Origin of the sequence: Actinosynnema sp. NPDC020468, assembly GCF_040642015.1 — a bacterium.
GTDB lineage: Bacteria > Actinomycetota > Actinomycetes > Mycobacteriales > Pseudonocardiaceae > Actinosynnema.
On record NZ_JBFAEO010000069.1, the window covers coordinates 25,022 to 39,155 of the forward strand.

At 71.3% G+C, this 14,134-nt stretch carries 8 protein-coding genes; 2 read left to right on the forward strand and 6 right to left on the reverse strand.

Annotated elements, in window-relative coordinates:
- Positions 1 to 2: 2 nt before the first annotated feature.
- Together AB0G50_RS33090 and AB0G50_RS33095 are read right to left on the reverse strand one after the other, a co-directional pair.
- Positions 3 to 3,095 carry an efflux RND transporter permease subunit gene (locus AB0G50_RS33090; RefSeq protein WP_360116967.1) on the reverse strand — a complete coding sequence of 1,031 codons (3,093 nt, stop codon included), beginning with the start codon at positions 3,093 to 3,095 and terminating at the stop codon, positions 3 to 5.
- Positions 3,096 to 3,223: 128 nt separating this feature from the next.
- Positions 3,224 to 4,939, reverse strand: a complete 1,716-nt coding sequence (locus AB0G50_RS33095; RefSeq protein ID WP_360116970.1) for an MFS transporter — start codon at positions 4,937 to 4,939, stop codon at positions 3,224 to 3,226.
- Between the two features lie 165 nt (positions 4,940 to 5,104).
- On the opposite strand from AB0G50_RS33095, the gene AB0G50_RS33100 reads away from it, so the two are divergent.
- Entirely contained in the window at positions 5,105 to 6,400 is a 1,296-nt protein-coding gene (locus AB0G50_RS33100) for a cytochrome P450 (RefSeq protein ID WP_360116973.1), read from the forward strand.
- Here the strand turns inward: AB0G50_RS33100 and AB0G50_RS33105 are convergent.
- From AB0G50_RS33105 to AB0G50_RS33120, 4 genes are all read right to left on the reverse strand, one after another.
- The gene (locus AB0G50_RS33105; protein ID WP_360116976.1) at positions 6,361 to 6,984 is read right to left on the reverse strand and encodes a TetR family transcriptional regulator; all 624 of its coding nucleotides are present in this window, start codon (positions 6,982 to 6,984) and stop codon (positions 6,361 to 6,363) included. The genes AB0G50_RS33100 and AB0G50_RS33105 overlap by 40 nt on opposite strands.
- An 81-nt stretch (positions 6,985 to 7,065) precedes the next feature.
- Entirely contained in the window at positions 7,066 to 8,625 is a 1,560-nt protein-coding gene (locus AB0G50_RS33110; protein WP_360116979.1) for an MDR family MFS transporter, read from the reverse strand.
- Positions 8,626 to 8,657: 32 nt separating this feature from the next.
- On the reverse strand, positions 8,658 to 9,260 hold the full coding sequence (locus AB0G50_RS33115) for a TetR family transcriptional regulator (protein WP_360116982.1): 603 nt from the start codon (positions 9,258 to 9,260) through the stop codon (positions 8,658 to 8,660).
- A 91-nt stretch (positions 9,261 to 9,351) separates the two neighbouring features.
- The gene (locus tag AB0G50_RS33120) at positions 9,352 to 13,260 is read right to left on the reverse strand and encodes a pyruvate formate lyase family protein (protein WP_360116985.1); all 3,909 of its coding nucleotides are present in this window, start codon (positions 13,258 to 13,260) and stop codon (positions 9,352 to 9,354) included.
- Positions 13,261 to 13,520: 260 nt separating this feature from the next.
- On the opposite strand from AB0G50_RS33120, the gene AB0G50_RS33125 reads away from it, so the two are divergent.
- On the forward strand, positions 13,521 to 14,134 hold a 614-nt coding region (locus AB0G50_RS33125), incomplete at its 3' end, for a DUF2199 domain-containing protein (protein WP_360116988.1).

Sequence of the window (14,134 nt, forward strand, 5' to 3'; positions counted from 1 at the left end):
TCTCAGACCCCGACGGGCTCGCGGTTCTCGACGGGCGTGTTCCGGGCCGCCTTGCGCGCCAGGCGGCGCTCCTTGCGGCCTTCCACCATCGAGTAGAGCGTGGGCACGAGCACGAGCGTCAGCAGCGTCGAGCTGACCAGGCCGCCGATCACCACGACCGCCAGCGGCTTGCCGATGAACGCGCCCTCGCCGGTGATGCCCAGTGCCATCGGCAGCAGCGCGAAGATGGTCGCGGCGGCGGTCATCAGGATCGGCCGCAACCGCGACCGGCCGCCCTCGACCACCGCCTCGTTCACGCTCATGCCGCTCTCCCGGTACTGGTTCACCAGGTCGATCAGCACGATCGCGTTGGTCACCACGATGCCGACCAGCATCAGCATGCCGATCATCGACGGCAGGCCGAGCGGGGTACCGGTGATCAGCAGCAGGCCGATCGCGCCGGTCGCCGCGAACGGGATCGACACCAGCAGGATCAGCGGCTGGGCGATGCTGCGGAACGTGGCCACCATGATCAGGAACACGATCGCGATGGCCGCGAGCATGGCCAGCCCGAGGTCGCCGAACGTGTCGGCCTGGTCCTGGCTCACGCCGCCGATGGTCTTCTTCGCGCCGGACGGCAGCGACACGCCGTCGAGCTTCTTGGTCAACTCCTGGGTCACCGCGCCGAGGTCGGAGCCGGTGGCCTTGGCCGACACGGTGGCGCTGCGCTCGCCGTCGGTGCGCTGCAACTGCACCGGACCGTCCACGACGGACACCTTGGCGACCTGGCCGAGCGTCGCGCCACCGGGCAGCGGCAACGCCTTGAGCGCGGTCACGTCGGCGGGCGCGGTGCCCGAGCGCAGCACGATCCGCTGCGAGTCGCCGTCGATCGGCGCCTCGCCGACCGGGGTGCCGCGCAACGCCTGCGCGGCGAGTTGGCCGACGGCCTGGGTGCTGAGCCCGCGCTGCGCGGCGGCGGTCTGGTCGACCAGCACCTCCACCCGGGGCGCGCTGACTGACAGGTCGTCGGTGACCTCGCCGACGCCCGCGGTGCCCTTGACGGCCTCGCGGACCCGGTCGGACGCCTCGCGCAACGTCTTCTCGTCCTGCGCGGTGACCAGCACGTCGATCGTGTCCGAGCCGAAGCCGGACGCGCCGGCGCCGAACTTCACCTCGCCCGCGCCCTGGTCCTTCATCCGGTCGGTGAGCCGCTTGCCGAGGTCGTCCAGGTTCGTGCCCTCCTTGACGGTGGCGCGCACGCTGGTGGTGCCGTCACCGCCGAGACCGAACGCGGCCATGCTCTGGTCGCTGCCGACGGTGACCTGGTAGGTGGTGATCTCGTCGGTGTCGGCGAGCACGGTCTCGAGTTTGCGGGCGGCGTCGTCGCGGGTTTTCAGGCTGCTGCCCGGCGGGAGTTTCTGGCTGCCCTGCAACGCGGTGCCGCCGGAGTTGTCGATGAAGTTGGTCTCCAGCGAGCCGGCGAGGCCGAGCGTGCCGCCGAAGATCAGCAGCGCGATGACCAGGGTGAGCCAGCGTCGGGTGGTGGCGAACCGGAGCACCGGCACGTAGGCGCGCTGCAACGGGCTGCGGCGCTCCTTCTCGATCGCGGCCTCACGGGCGGCGTCGGCGGCGGCCGGGTCGGTCGGGGTGTCCGGGCGCTTGAGGAACCAGAAGGCCAGCACCGGCACGATCGTCAGCGACACCAGCAGCGACGCGATCAGCGCCACCGTGACGGTGATCGAGAACGGGCCGAACAACTCGCCCGCGATGCCGCCGACGAACGCGATCGGCAGGAACACCGCGACCGTGGTCAACGTCGACGCGGTCACCGCGCCCGCCACCTCGCGGGTGCCGTCGAGCACCGCCCGCTGCTTCTCCTCGCCGTACCCGAGGTGCCGCTTGATGTTCTCCAGCACCACGATCGAGTCGTCCACCACCCGGCCGACCGCGATGGTCAGCGCGCCGAGGGTGAGCAGGTTCAGCGACAGGTCGCCGGTCCACAGCGCGATCAGCGCGACCACCACCGACAGCGGGATGGACACCGCCGTCACCAGGGTGGAGCGCAGCGACAGCAGGAACAGCAGGATCACCACGACCGCGAACAGCAGACCCAGCAGACCCTCGGTGGTCAAACCGCTGATCGCCTTCTCCACCTCGGGACCCTGGTCGAACGCCACGGTCAGCTTCGTGTCGGCGGCCTTGCCCCACTCGTCCAGCTTGGCCCGCACGGCCCGGGAGATCTCGACGGCGTTGCCGTCGGCGTTCATCGTGACGCTGACGCCGATCGTGGGCTGCCCGTCGGTGCGGTTGAGCACGCCCGCCGCGGCCGGCGCGGACTCGACGGCGGCGACGTCGCGGAGCTTGACCGGGCCGCGCTCGCCGGTGAGCACCAGGTTGCGCAGGTCCTCGACCGAACCGATCGGGCCGCCGACCTGGACGGTCAACGACTTGTCGGCCTCGGTGACGGAGCCCGCGGGCACCGCGGCGCCCGCGGTGCGCAGGGCGGTGCCGAGCGCCGTCGGGTCCAGGCCCGCGGCGGCGAGCTTGCCGAAGTCGGCCGTGACGGTGACCTCGCGCTCCCGCTCACCGCTCACCGTCGCCTCGCGGACACCCGGGATGGCCTCCAGCCCGGGCACCACCTCGGCGCGCAGCCGGGCGGCGGTGGCGATGTCGTCGGACCCGGAGGTCGCGGCCAGCGCGACGACCGGGATGTCGTCGGTGCTGCCCTGCGTGACGGTCGGCTCGACGCCCTCGGGCAGCCGCGGCTGGAGCCGGTTGACCGCCTGCTGGATCTGGCCGACGGCGGCGTCGATGTCGGTGCCGAAGGTGAACATCACCTGGATCGTGGCGGCGCTCTCCGCGGACCGGGTGAGCACCTTCTCGACGCCGTCGATCCCGCGCACGGCGGCCTGGATCGGCTCGGCGACCTGGCTGTCCACCAGGTCCGGCGAGGCACCGGGGTAGGGCGCGATCACCGCGGCGGCCGGCAGCTCGATCGAGGGGAACAGCTGCTGCTTGATCGAGGGCAGTGTGAACACACCGAAGCCGAGGATCACCAGGCTGAGCAGCCCGACGAGGCTCCGGTTGGCAAGGCTCAGCCTGGCCAGCACGGACATGTGCGTTTCTCCTTAGGGGACCTTCGGGATGACATGCCCGGGCCGTACTGCGACACGATCTTCGGGCGGATGCGGAGAAGCCTGGCACAGTCCACCTGAGACCGGTTCAGCCTTGAGTCGTTGCCCTCTCAGCCTTCGGTATGACTTTCGACCGTCCTTTCGGGGCGGGCGCGCAGCGAGGCGACCGCGCCGACCAGGCACAGCGCGATGGCGAAACCGAACGCGACGGCCAGGCCGTGCGCGAACGGGCCGGCGATGAGGTTCGGGAAGAACGACCGGCCGGTGAGGAACGACGCCTGGTCGGCGGGCAGCGCGCCGAGGTGGTCGCCGAGCAGTTGGCGCACCGGGTTGTAGCCGAGGAACGCGGCGAACAGCACGGCCACCGCGGGCAGCTTCGCGATCTGCGCGGCGGCCGCCTCGGGCACCCCGTGCGACACCAGGCCGTCGTGCATGGCGGCGGGCAGTTCGGCGGAGAAGCCCGCGATGATGAGGCTGAAGAAGAAACCGATGGACAGCACCATCGCGGTGTTCTGGAACGTGGTCATCATCCCGGAGCCGGAACCGCGGGCGTGCGCGGGCAGGCTGTTCATCACCTCGGCGCGGTTGGGCGAGCTGAACATGCCCATGCCGATCCCGTTGAGCACCAGCACGGTCGCGAACGCCCAGTACGGGAAGTCCACCGGCAGCGCGATCAGCAGCCCGAAGGTGATCGCGGTGAGCAGCATCCCGCCCGAGGCGAGCCAGCGGCTGCCGACCCGGTCCGACAGCACGCCCGACGCGGGCGCGGACAGCAGGAACCCGACGGTCATCGGCAGCATGTAGATGCCCGCCCACAGCGGGGTCTCCTCGTAGCCGTAGCCGTGCAGCGGCAACCAGATGCCCTGCAACCACACGATGAGGATGAACTGGAGCCCGCCGCGGCCGAGCGAGGCGGTGAAGTTCGCGATGTTGCCCCAGGTGAAGGCGCGCAGCTTGAACAGGGACAGGGTGAACAGCGGGTTGGCCACCCGGCTCTCCACCCAGCAGAACAGCCCCAGCACCGCGACGCCGCCGAGCAGGCACGCGAGCACGAACGGGCTGCCCCAGCCGGTGGCGGACTCGCCGTGCGGCTGGATGCCGTAGGTGATGCCGACGAGCACCGCGACGAGGCCGACGGCGAAGGTGACGTTGCCCCACCAGTCCATCGGGATGTGCTTGTGCACGCCCGTGTCGTGCAGCTTGAGGTAGGCCCAGATCGTGCCGACGACGCCGAAGGGCACCGACACCAGGAACACCAGGTTCCAGTTCACCGGCGCGAGCACGCCGCCGATGACCAGGCCGAGGAACGAGCCGGCGATCGCGGCCACGCCGTTGATGCCCAGGGCGGTGCCGCGCTGGTTGGCCGGGAACGCGTCGGTGAGGATCGCGGAGGAGTTGGCCATCAGGAACGCGCCGCCCACGCCCTGCACCACCCGCCAGCCGATCAGCCACAGCGCCGCGGCGTCGCCCCGGAACCAGGTGATCGCGAGGAACACCGAGGAGACGGTGAAGATCGCGAAGCCCAGGTTGTACATGCGCGCCCGGCCGTACATGTCGCCGAGCCGGCCGAAGCTGACCACCAGCACCGCGGTGACCACGAGGAAGCCCATGATCATCCACAGCAGGTAGCCGGTGTTGGCCGGTTGCAGCGGGTCGATGCCGATACCCTTGAAGATGTCCGGCAACGCGATCAGCACGATCGAGGAGTTGATCGTCGCGATCACCATGCCGAGCGTGGTGTTGGACAGCGCGATCCACTTGTAGTGCGGTCCCAGCTCCTCGGCCGACTTGCGCCGCCCGCCGGTCGCCGCGTCCGTGACGGTCATCCGCTCCCCCGCTTGTCGGGCCCACCCACACGTTTAGCTACGCGAAACAGTTTGGCGCAGAACCGGCCCCGCCGTCAAAAAAAGCTGCACGCCGTGCACGTTTTGGTACCGTGGGTTATCTAGCTACGGCCCGGTCGGGGGACCGGGCCGGGACAAGGACTGGGGATGTCCACCTCCACCGCCGACGCCGCCACGAGCGACACCGGCAACGCCACGCCCGTCTCCGACAAGGACTACGCCGACTCCCGACTGCCGCTGCCCTCCGACCTGGCCGACCGCGGCCGGTGCCCGTTCGAGCCGCCGCCCAGGCTGGTGGAGCTCAGCACACAGGCGCCGGTCCAGCGGATCACGCTGCGGGACGGCCGCGAGGGCTGGCTCATCACCGGCCACGCCGAGGGCCGGGCGTTCCTGGCCGACCCGCGGGCCAGCGCGGAGCGGCTCACCGAGCAGGCGATCGAGCGGCTGCCCGAGAAGCTCCGCGAACGCGCCGCCGACAAGGAGGCCCGCGCGGGCACGTTCATCTTCATGGACCCGCCGGACCACACCCGCTACCGCAAGCTGCTCACCGGGCAGTTCACCGTGCGCCGGATGCGGCAGCTCGAACCGCGCATCGCGCAGATCGTGGCCGACCACATCGACGCGATGGTCGCCGCGGGCGACACCGCCGACCTGGTGCCGGCGTTCGCGCTGCCGGTGCCGTCACTGGTGATCTGCGAGCTGCTGGGCGTGCACTACGAGGACCGGGAGGAGTTCCAGTCCCGCACGGCGCTGCTGCTCTCGCGCGACGCGGACGTGGACGACGTGATCGAGGTCGGCGAGGGCCTCAACCGGTTCATGCTCGACCTGGTGCGGGAGAAGCGGGAGAACCCGGGCGACGACCTGCTGTCCGGCCTCGTGCACGCCGCCACCGAGCCCGCGCTCACCGACACCGAGCTGGCCAACATCGCCAACCTGCTGCTGATCGCGGGCCACGAGACGACCGCGAACATGCTGTCGCTCGGCACCTTCGCGCTCCTGGAGCACCCCGACCAGCTCGCCCGGCTGCGCGACGACCCGTCGTTGATCGACGGCGCGGTCGAGGAGCTGCTGCGGTTCCTGTCGATCATCCACTTCGGCATCAACCGCACCACCACCGAGGAGGTCGAGCTGGCGGGCGAGGTGATCCCGGCCGACGCGACCGTGATCGTGTCCGTGGTGGCGGCCAACCGCGACCCCGACACCTACCCCTCGCCGGACGAGCTGGACGTGACCCGGCAGCGGGTGTCGCACCTGGCGTTCGGGCACGGCATCCACCAGTGCCTCGGCCAGCAGCTGGCCCGGGTCGAGATGACCGTGGGCTTCACCGAGCTGCTGCGCAGGCTGCCCGGGCTGCGGCTCGCCGTGCCGGCGTCGCAGGTGCGGCTGCGCGACGACATGCTGATCTACGGCGCGCACTCGCTGCCGGTGACCTGGGACGCCTGAACCGCGAACCCCGCGCCCAGCTGCTCGACCAGCGCGTCCACCAGGTCGGGCAGCGGGGTGCGGGGCGAGTCCAACCACCGGGTCACGACCACCCGCGCGGCGGCCATGACCGCGGCGGCGAACAGGGCCGGGTAGAGGTCGGCGTCGGGATCGGCGCCGATCCGCTCGGCCACCGCGCGCGCCAGTCCGCGCTCCTGGAGGTGGTAGGCGGCCATCTGGTGCGGCAGCAGCGACGGCGTCCGCCGCAGCACCCGCAGCCTGGCCACCACGTCGCGGTCCGGCGCGCACGGCACGATCGTCTCCAGCGCCCGCCGCAACGCCTCCATCACCGGCTCGTGCGGCGGCCGTCCGGCGAACGCGGTCACGAACACCGCCGCCCGCTCGACGTCGCCCGCCACGACCGCCTCCTCCTTGGAGGAGAAGTAGTTGAAGAACGTCCGCAGGGACACGCCCGCCGCGGTCGCGATGTGCTCGACGGTCACCGACTCGAAGCCGCGCTCCACGCACAGCCGCAGCGCCGACTCGGCCAGCGCCGACCGGGTGGCCAACTTCTTGCGCTCCCGCAGGCCGAGCTCACGCGTCATGGGGCGCAGTGTCCCATTCGTCCCCGTGCCACGACCACGGTCCGGCCCGGAACACGCAGGTCCCGGGCCGAACCGTGGTCCTCAGTGCGCGTCGGCCAGCTCGGCCGCCAGGCGCTCGTCGCCGCTGAGCGTCTTGAGCGGCTTCTCCTTGACGAACAGCACCGCCACCAGGGCCAGCACCGCGAACGGCGTGCCGATCAGGAACAGGTCGGCGGTGGCGGAGGCGTAGACCTCCTGCACGATCAGCCGCACCGGCTCGGGCAGGTCGGCCAGGTTCGGCACGGTCGTCTCGCCGCCGGAGGTCGTGGCCTGCGGGAACTTCTCGGCGAAGCCCGAGGTCACCTTGTTCGCCAGCACCGCGCCCAGCGCGCTCACGCCGATCGCGCCGCCCAGGCTGCGGAAGAACGTCAGCGTCGAGGTGGTCGCGCCCAGGTCCCGCGCCGGCACGTCGTTCTGCGCGGCCAGCACCAGGTTCTGCATGAGCAACCCCACGCCGACGCCCAGCACCGCCATGTGCAGGCTGACCACGAGCACGCTCGTCGTGGCGTCGATCGTGGACAGCAGCAGCATCCCGCCGACCATGATCGCCGCGCCGGCCAGCAGGAACAGCTTCCATCGACCCCACTTGGTGATCAGCTGGCCCGCGACGGTCGAGGACACCAGCAGGCCGAAGATCAGCGGCAGGCTCATCAGGCCCGCCTGCGTCGGCGTCTTGCCCAGGCCGATCTGGAAGTACTGCGACAGGAACACCGTTCCGCCGAACATCGCCACGCCGACCAGGGCGCTCGCGACTGTGGTCAGCGTGACGGTGCGGTTGCGGAACAGCGACAGCGGCACGATCGGGTCGCTCGCCCGCGACTCCACCCACACCGCCAGCCCCAGCAGCACCACGCCCGCCGCGACCAGGCCGGCCGTCCACGCCGACGCCCACGGGAACTGGTTGCCCGCCAACGTCGACCACACCAGCAGCGTGGACACGCCGGACACGATCAGCACCGCGCCCAGGTAGTCGATCTTCGCCTCCTGGCGCACGACCGGCAGCCGCAGCGTGCGCTGGAGCAGCACGATCGCCGCCAGGGTGAATGGCACGCCGATGAAGAAGCACCAGCGCCAGCCCAGCCACGAGGTGTCCACCAGGACACCGCCGATCAGCGGGCCCGCGACCGTGCCGACGCCGAACACCGCGCCGAACAGCCCGGCGTAGCGGCCCATGTCGCGCGGCGGGATCATCGCCGCCATCACGATCGTGGCCAGCGCCGTCATGCCGCCCGCGCCCAGGCCCTGCACGACCCGGCTCGCGATGAGCACCTCGACGTTCGGCGCGAAGCCCGCGATCAGCGAGCCGAGCACGAACATGCCCAGCGAGAGCTGGATGAGCAGCTTGCGGCTGTACAGGTCGGCGAGCTTGCCCCACAGCGGGACCGTCGCGGTCATCGCCAGCAGCTCGGTGGTGACGACCCAGGTGTAGACCGACTGCGAGCCGTGCAGGTCGGCGATGATGCGGGGCAGCGCGTTCGACACGATGGTCGACGCCAGGATCGCCATGAACAGGCCGAGCATCAGACCCGACATGGCCTGCACGACGTCGCGGTTGCGCGCCTCGCCTGCCTGGTCCGGCTCGACGGTCGTCGTTTCCGACATGGTGGTTCTCCCCCCGGGGGTTCGGTGCTGTCTCAGGTGCTGGTGCGCGGAGGGTCCGCGAGCCCGACGGCGAGCAGGTCGAGCGCTTCCGCGGCGAGCACGTCCAACGGCCGGTTCGCGGTCGCCCACCGGGTCACCGCGCACCGGAACGCCGCGCCGGCCGCCGCCGCCAACACCTGCGGGTAGGTGTCGGTCGTGGCCAGCCCGGTCCGCTCGGCGATCGCCTCGACCAGGAACTTCTCCGCGGCCTGACTGCCGACGAACGCCCGCACGAGCATCTCCGGGTGCGCCATCACGATCCGCAGGCGGGCGAGCCACAGCTCGCGGTCGACGTCGACCTCACCGGCGATCTCGGCGAGGAACGCCACCTTGACCGCCTCGCACGTCGACATCGACGCCGGTTGCGCCGCGACCAACGCCCGCAACCGCGGCCCGGCCTCCGGGTCGGGCCCGACGACGGCCTCCTCCTTGCCCGCGAAGTAGTTGAAGAACGTCCGCGCCGACACACCGGCCTCGGCCGCGATGTCGTCGACGGTCACCTGGTCGAACCCGCGCGCGTCGACCAGCGTCACGGCCGCCCGCGCCAACGCGTCCCGCGTCTGGCGCTTCTTGCGGTCCCGCAGTCCTCCGGTCACGCCACCGACGCTAGTCGAGAATCTTCACCCACTGCAACTTTGCAGCGGGTGAAGATTCTTGTGATCCACCTGCCGCCCGACCGCCGACGGATCAGTCCGCGCCGGGGGTGCTGAGCGGGCGGTGCTGGTGCTGCTGCTGGTGGTCGGGGAACATCGCGATGTAGTACTCGCTCCAGCCGCCCATCCGGACCCGCAGCAGGTCGTACTTCTCCGGGTCGCGACGCGCGGCGGCGAAGGTCTCCGGGTCGGCGCAGGTGATCGTGAGCAGGTTCGACCCCTCGCCCGCGGCGAAGCGCTCGATCACCCGGACCAGGGCCTCCTCGGGGAAGTCCTCGCGGATGTTGAAATCGGTCGGCGCGGCGTCCCACAGCGAGTCCGTTCCCGGACCGGAGAACGCCTTCAGCGAGAGGTCGAAGTCCAGCGACTGGTGATCGATCGGCAGGTCAGCCGGACTCGGCACAGGGCTGAGGTCGGAGGTGAGCGTCTCGCCGCGCCGCCGGCCCTCGGGCGAGGCGCCGGTGACCGCGCCGAACTCCAGGTAGTTCTCGAACGTGCCCACGCCGGGCTGGATCTGCACGCCGAACGGCCGTTCCGGAGTGCCGATGCGGTTCGCCAGCTCCACCAGCGAACGGGCCGTCGAGCGGGCGGGTTTCGTCAGCACCTCGACCACCGTCCGCGAGACGCGGGACAGGAACGCGTCGCCGAACGCGTCCAGTTCCGCGTCGCCCCGGCCGTAGCGGGGCAGCGCGAGAGCCGCGGCGCGCAGGTCGCGGTAGCGCTCGGCGTGCGCGGCGATGCGGCCGGCGCCCGACAGGGTGTTGACGAACGGCTCCACCATCGCCTCGCCCCAGTCGCAGCTCAGCGCCTGGACCAGTTCGGGCAGCGAGGTCACGGCCGTGGTGGGGTCGAAGACCAGCCGGCGCACCGCGTTCAGCGAGTTGATCGCGTTCGGCAGCGCGATCAGCGAGGGCGCGATGACGTTGTACCGCGCGCCGCCCGCGTAGTAGTCGAGGCCCTTCTCCAGGCAGTCGTCCACGAAGCCCGACAGCAGCGGCGACGGGCAGACGTCACTCATCCGGCCGAACGCGGCCAGTTGGCCGTCGGCCTGCTTGGCGTACATCCACGACAGGTGCCTGAAGTAGAGGGCGAGCACATCCTCGAACGTGTCGAGGTCCCGCGGCGCGGCCGAGGTGAACGAGATCCGCTGACCGCGCAGGAACATCGGGCCCGCGGTGAGCCAGGACTTGCCCTGGTTGAGGGTGGCCTCCAGCACCTGGAGCATGTTGACCTGGCCGAGGGTGAACCAGTTCTTGCCCGCGAACTGGGGCTCGTAGCAGCCGTCGCACGCGTAGTCCCGCGCCACCGCCACGGAAACGCTGCTGTCCCAACGGTTCCCGGCCTTCTCCCGGACCGGGGTGAACTCGGTGGGCCCGTCGCCCTCGCCGATGTCCTCGCCGCTGCGCACCAGCCCCGGGACGATCTTGAGGTCGTTGAGCAGGATCGGGTGCGCGCCGCCGCTGAGCAGCGCCCGGGCCGCCTCCTCGGCGAACTCCCGCGGCATGTCCGGCCGCACCCGCAGCGACAGGCACGGCGCGTTGAGCGGCAGCCGGCGCGCCGCGCGCAGGCACAGCATGGTCACCGCGTTGTACGAGGGCGTGCCGTCGCCGGGCGCGTCGTCGGGCTCGGTGCCCCCGACCGTCACCTGCTGCACCCACTGGTTCGTGGAACCGCCCTGCGGGTAGTTGCCGGCGAACCCGCCCATCGCCATGTTGCCGTAGGGCTGGTGGTCCTCGACGAACGTCCGGTTCCACAGCACCTTCTCGCCGAGCTTCACCCACAGGCAGTCCACGATCTCCTGCGCCTGCTCCTCGGTGATCAGGCCGAGGGCGAGGTCGTTGCGGTGGAACGGTTCCAGCATCCGGTCCAGTCGGCCGAGCGCGGTCGGCTCGCCGACCAGGTGCAGGCACGAGTGCAGCGTGAAGACCAACTGCGCCGCCTCGACCAGGGTGTCCGGCGGCTGGTGGGCGAGCTTGCGCAGCCGGCCCTGGATCGCCAGCAGGTTCTCCCGCTCGGCCCGTTCCGACTCGGGCGTGTCGTGCGCGAGCTCGGCGGCCAGCCGGGCGAACGCCAGGCAGTGCTCGCTCACGCCCTCCAGCGCCAGCGTCACGGCGCGGTAGAACTGCCGGCGCGGCTCCTCTGTGGCGGCGGCGAGCTTCGCGGCCACGTCGGCGAGCACCCCGTCCAGGCCCTTCTCCAGCAGCAGCGGGAAGTCCGGCACCACGTGGCCCACGCCGGAGGCCGGACCGAGGCCCAGCAGGAAGTGGTCGAGCCGCTCGTCCTCGCGGGTGTAGTCGATCACGTACTTCCCCGAGCCCAGGCCCAGGTTGGGCATCGCGCCGACGATCACCTCCACCGGTTCGACGTGGTAGGTGTCCGCGCCGTTGACGAAGTTCGGACCCACCTTCCGCCGGCCGCGGAACCCGTACTCGTGACTGGGGAACACCCGGCCGAGCCCGATCTTGATCGCCCAGCCCATCCGCTCCACGAGCGGCAGCGCCATCACCTCTCGGGCCTTCTCCGCGCCGGCGAACCGCTCGACGTAGGCGGACAGGTGCTCCAACTCCTGCTGCGCCCGGTCGAAGTACCAGCCGTCCTGCCACCGGGAGAACGCCGCCTCCAGCAGCCGCAGCACCCGACCCGACGGCGGCTGGTACTTCACCCGGTCCTCCGCCGACATGGTCGACATGCGGTGCAGGTAGTCGTGGTGGTTGTAGGACAGGTACCCGTTGGCCGAGCGCAGGTCGAAGTGCCGGTCGAGCCGGTCCCAGTCCACGCCGGGGAAGTCGTCCCACGAGGAGGCCAGGTCTGGCACCGGCGTCGGGTCGAGGCCCAGGTTCTCCTGGTTGGGCACGAAGTAGAAGCCGCCCAGGTCCGAGCGCACGTTGGCGAGCAGCCGGTCGGCCATGAAGCCGGGCACGTCGCCGATCTGCTCGGCCATCACGTTCTCCAGCACGCGCACCGAGTTCGCGTAGCCGGCGAAGTAGATCCCCTGCTCGTCGCGGCGGCTCGCGCCCTTGCCCAGCAGGTCGTCGTCGTGCACCGCCGCCGAGTGCCCGAACGGCAGGCCGAGCCGCAGCAGCGGGGTGGTGTTGCCGGCCGCGTCCTGCGAGCGGGAGCGCGAGATGTGGCTGCGGTCGTCGCGGGTGGGGATGACGACGTCGTCGGCGGTGCGCCCCACCAGGTCCTCGATCTGGTCGGGGTTCATGTTCAGCACGTTGGACCAGTTGACGGTGAAGCGCTGCGCCAGCACGAACGACGCGCCGAGGTACGCCGGGTCGTCCAACCCGACGAGCGTGTGCTTGCGGACGCCGACCGGGCTGGTGGGGTTGTTGAGGTTCTCGGAGAACCGGCAGCCGAGCACCTTGCCGCCGCGCTTGTCCGGCCGCACCGACTTCGTCGCCGCCGGCTGGTGGACCGTGCGCGCCGGGTCGATCCCGCCGGTCGCGGCGAGCAGCTCCGCGAGGCGCTCGAACACCGCCGGGCAGTCCTCTTCGCGGTCGGACTTGAGGTGGAACCACAGGTCCGCGCCGGAGTCGACGAACGTGCCGCCGGAGCGGGCGAACACCCTGGACGGCGCGACGGCGGCGTCCGCGGCGGGCTCGCCGGACGGGTGCAGCAACCGCATCCCCCTGGGCAGGGGGAGCCCGTCCCGCTCGCACCACTGCGCCCACAACCGGAACCCGACCCCGGTCACGACCGTGGTGTTGGCGCTGCCGAAGTCCCGGTGGATCTCCTCGCGGAGCGTGCCGAGGATCGCGGCCACCTCCGCCCGCGCGGGCCCGGGACCACCCGGCGACCGCCAGAACGTCGCGAACACCGCGTAGGGCGACGGGTAGATCAACCCGCGCTGCATGTGCCGCCAGACGTCGTGGCCCAGCGGGCCGTCGTCGGCCGCGAACAGGTCCTGCTGCGCACCGGTGTGGGACTTGGACAGCGTCACGGCTACCTCCCCGAGGTCCGGCGCCACCCCGGACTCCGCGCCCGATGCTGGCAGGGAAACCCGCTGATCAGGCGCCCGCGGCCGACGGCGTACCCGCCGGAGCGGCCACGTGACCCGGAGGTGGCGGCCCCGACCACGCACCGTCGGCGACCGGGTCGCCGACGGGCCGGGCGCGACACCCGATCAGGACGCCGGGTGAACCGCCCACGACGGACCCCGCCCGGCGAACCGGTGCCGCCGCCCCCAATAGGGTGGCCGCCATGTCGATCACATCGGGGTTGCCGTGCGCGCACTGCGGGCAGCCGCACGGCGAGGTGCCGTTCGCCTACGGCACCGCGGCGCCGGCCTACTGGGACGAGGGATCGGCCGGGCGGCCCGGCACCGTGCTCGGGGACGAGCAGTGCGTGATCGACGGCGAGCACTTCTTCGTGCGGGCCCGGCTGGTCCTGCCGGTGGTGGACGCCGAGGAGCAGTTCGAGTGGGGGGTGTGGGTGTCGCTCGCCCCGCACACCTTCGACCGGATGTCCGCGTTGTGGACCGATCCGCGGCGGGTGGAGGAGCCGGCCTGCTTCGGGTGGCTGTCCACCGTGCTGCCGCTCTACGAGCCGACGACGTTGAACCTGAAGACCATGGTGCACACCGGGCCCGTGGGGGTGCGACCGACGGTCGAGTTGGAGCCCACCGACCACCCGCTGGCCGTGGAGCAGCGGACCGGAATCACGGTGGCCCGGGTGCGGGAGATCGCCGAGCGGCTGCCGCACCCCGAGGTGCCCGCGTCGCCCCCCCTGGGTTTGCGACTCGACTCGAATCGCCATCGGCACGCTACCAGCAACCGAGTCGGCGGAAAAGAGGATTGTTCACACGGCGAGGAAGA

Coding starts and splice junctions, on each gene's coding strand:
- AB0G50_RS33100 (WP_360116973.1), top strand. CDS start 5,105: ATGTCCACCTCCACCGCCGACGCCGCCACGAGCGACACCGGCAACGCC.
- AB0G50_RS33095 (WP_360116970.1), bottom strand. CDS start 4,939: ATGACCGTCACGGACGCGGCGACCGGCGGGCGGCGCAAGTCGGCCGAG.
- AB0G50_RS33110 (WP_360116979.1), bottom strand. CDS start 8,625: ATGTCGGAAACGACGACCGTCGAGCCGGACCAGGCAGGCGAGGCGCGC.
- AB0G50_RS33090 (WP_360116967.1), bottom strand. CDS start 3,095: ATGTCCGTGCTGGCCAGGCTGAGCCTTGCCAACCGGAGCCTCGTCGGG.
- AB0G50_RS33105 (WP_360116976.1), bottom strand. CDS start 6,984: ATGACGCGTGAGCTCGGCCTGCGGGAGCGCAAGAAGTTGGCCACCCGG.